The following is a 2,471-nucleotide window of genomic DNA, read 5'->3' on the forward strand; positions in this document are numbered from 1 at the left end:
TTGACAAACTCGTTTTCCACTGCTTCAATTTCTTCGTCCCAACTAAATGCGCGTTCTTCTGTCATTGTTATTACCTCCTATTAAAACGGAACTTTCTTTAACTGATTGATGACCTGCAACATCTGCGGAAAAGCCGCTACAAGGCATCCCATAACGAAATCTTCCGGGTAGTCTGCAATCGGCATGTCTGCCGGAAAATATCCCTTATGAGCCACGGCCTGCTGAATGTCCTGGGCCGTAACATTGTTGGCTGCCATGAGGTCCGCCAGGGCCTGGGGAATATCTTCGTTCGCCTGGACGTCGGCCTGTTCGGCTTCTGCCTGGACAGGTGGCTGCGGCGATTCTTTTGGCGGATCCGGTGCTTTTGGAGCGGGTTCCGGTTCAGCAGGCGTTGGCTGCGGCGTCACTTGGTTCATGACCGGGATGCAGTGCGCGATTTCCTGGTAGTCAAAGGGCAGTTCTTCGGCCAGGCCATGCCGGTTTTTAGCATCCCAGCACGGGTTGTGTGCCGTATACATGACCCGCTTGCCGCCGCTGACTTTCTTCTTGTTGTCCTTCGTCGTGATGACGATTTCCTTGTAATTCACGAAGAGAACCATGTCCGCCCATTCTTTGGCCAGGGCGGCACATTGATTGCCGGCTTTTTGTCCCAATTTCAGCTCATACCGGTCGTATGCCCCCGTTTCTTCGGGGAGCTCGAACTTTCGAATGATACTATGAGCCGTCAGGACGACATTCATGCCGGCGTCGATTAGATCCGACAGGCTGTCTAAGAGCCGGCCGAATTCTTCCTTGACGTAGGTGTAGCCCTTGCCATACCCAAAGTCTTCAATGCCTACCTTCCCATTGGACTGGCAGATAGCTTCTTCACAGAGCCGTTCAGCCCAGTCCGCCGTATCGATGACCAGGGTGTGGTAGCCCATCGTATCCCCCTTGAGGTCCTTGATATACTGCTTGAGCATCTGCCAGGACGTCGGCCTGGGAAGGCGGTCTACCTCGAGGTGCGACGTGCTGCCTTCCGTATCGATAAACAGGGGCTTGGGGAACTGCGCAGCAAACGTTGATTTGCCGATACCTTCCGGCCCGTAGATGACGACTTTCTGGGGCTTTATGATTTTCCCTGAGATGATCTTCATGATGTACTCCTTTCTAAAACGTGCCGGGTGTCCATTTCGGGGCAGCCGTTTTCGGCTCTTCTTCTTTCGTTCCTACCTGGGGATGTTCCGCCTTGACGTATCCGTCTTCAATGATGATGCTGCAGGTGTCATCCGTTCCGACGCGGGTAGCGATGACCTGCAGCCCTTCCCCTTCCAGCCATTTGCCGAAGGCGGCCAAGGTTTCAGAGTCCATCTGTTCCAGCTTATCCATAAGGACAAAGCCGCAGTCCGGGTTGAGTTTGCGGACGATGGCCGTAGCCACCTGCAGTTGTTCTGCGCCGCTCATGCAGTCCCACTTCTGACCGTTATACGTCAGCTCTCCATCCTGGACCGACAGCCCTGGCAGGGGCATGTCTGCCGAATCCAACAGTTTCATCCGCTGTTCTTTCACGGATTCAATCTGCTGGGTCAGGTCGCCGTACTGGCCGGCCAGCTCATCGGCTTCGGCCTGGACCCGGTTCTTTTCGGCATTGGCCCGGACCTTGGTATTGATGGCGTCAATGTTGGCGATATCCTGTTCCAGTTCGGCCGTGCTTTCATCCTGCCAGTTCGCTGAAGCCGTTTCAGCGCTGTTGATGTCAGCCGTGACGGCGGTTCGTTCATTGATGAGCGCCTTCTTCTTGGCTGCCAGTTCATCCATCTTTTCATCAATCTCATCCAGTTCTACGTCGATGCAGGTCTGCTGATCTTTTAAACTTTCCAGCATATCCCGCTTGCGCTGGTTATCGGCATTCTTGGCCAGGATGGCCTGCTGCCGCTTGATAAGGTCAGACGCACTGACCGGTTCTGCCGGCGCATCGGGATACCAGGCCAGTTCTTCTGCGTGTTTCTTCTTGCGGTCAGCAATTCGGCCGACTTCCAGGCGCTGATTGTACAGCGACTTTTCCTGACGGTCTAAAACGGCCAGCTGGTCCCCGACTCCGATAATCTGTAAGAGCGTTTCGGCCTTTTCATCGTTCCGGGCATCCATGAATTTCGGCAGGTTCAGGGCCAGCTTTTCGATGAAGCTGTCTAAGAGCTGCTGGCCGGCTTTCTGTCCCGACGGGTCGATGACATGAAGGGCCGACGATTTCCCCTTGCGTTCCACCACCAGACCGTTGCTGAGTTCGATGTGGATAGACGGCGGAGCGGCACTGCCAATGCGCTGCGATTCGGACGGCTTGAGCTTGTTGCCGCCCAGTGCCCAGGCAATGGCATCCAATACAGAAGTCTTGCCCTGGCCATTCCGGCCGCCGATGACGGTCAAACCATTTTCCGTCGGCGTCAGCGTAACGGCCTTGACGCGCTTCACATTTTCAATTTCTAACTGTCTGA

At 54.9% G+C, this 2,471-nt stretch carries 2 protein-coding genes; both read right to left on the reverse strand.

Going from position 1 to position 2,471, the window contains the following annotated elements; translation table 11 throughout:
- Nucleotides 1-80: 80 nt before the first annotated feature.
- Nucleotides 81-1,136, reverse strand: coding sequence for an ATP-binding protein (locus tag HMPREF1250_RS09905; RefSeq protein WP_023054538.1), 1,056 nt, complete (start codon nt 1,134-1,136; stop codon nt 81-83).
- A 13-nt stretch (nt 1,137-1,149) separates the two neighbouring features.
- Nucleotides 1,150-2,471, reverse strand: a 1,322-nt coding sequence (locus HMPREF1250_RS09910) for an AAA family ATPase (protein ID WP_023054537.1), incomplete at its 5' end; no start/stop codon positions are given.

Origin of the sequence: Megasphaera vaginalis (ex Srinivasan et al. 2021), assembly GCF_000478965.1 — a bacterium.
Lineage (GTDB): Bacteria > Bacillota > Negativicutes > Veillonellales > Megasphaeraceae > Megasphaera > Megasphaera vaginalis.